Origin of the sequence: Sedimentibacter sp. B4, assembly GCF_000309315.1 — a bacterium.
Lineage (GTDB): Bacteria > Bacillota > Clostridia > Tissierellales > Sedimentibacteraceae > Sedimentibacter > Sedimentibacter saalensis.
Genome location: NZ_CANG01000794.1, coordinates 1 through 350, shown reverse-complemented (window position 1 = coordinate 350; position 350 = coordinate 1). Strand labels below are relative to the sequence as shown.

The window sequence follows — 350 nt, the reverse complement described above, 5'->3', positions numbered from 1 at the left end:
CCACAGCCAAGGTGTCTGTGAAGACCCGCAACGACTGCTACTCCACCAACGGCCTGCGCTGGCGCGGGTTCTCGAGCATCCACTCGGTCTACGCCACGCTCGACGGCGGCAAGGTGCAGGTCACTTTCGGCGCGTGAGGCCACGCCAGAGCTGAGCCTCCAGCCGGGAGGATCAGACCAGTTCGGCGTGCTCGACGACCTGCAGGCCGGCGCCGTCGGGACCCAGATCGAAGTGGACGGTGTCGCCGTCGGTCACCTCGCCGGAGAGCACCCGGCGAGCCAGCGCGTCCTCCACCGTGGTCTGCACGAGCCGCTTCAGCGGACGCGCTCCGTAGATCGGGTCGAAGCCGA

The 350-nt window shown here is 68.6% G+C and carries 1 protein-coding gene; it reads right to left on the bottom strand.

The window, feature by feature from the left end; genetic code table 11:
* Positions 1 to 171: 171 nt before the first annotated feature.
* A partial coding sequence (locus BN358_RS24365) for a hypothetical protein (protein ID WP_157593514.1) occupies positions 172 to 350 on the bottom strand: 179 nt, incomplete at its 5' end.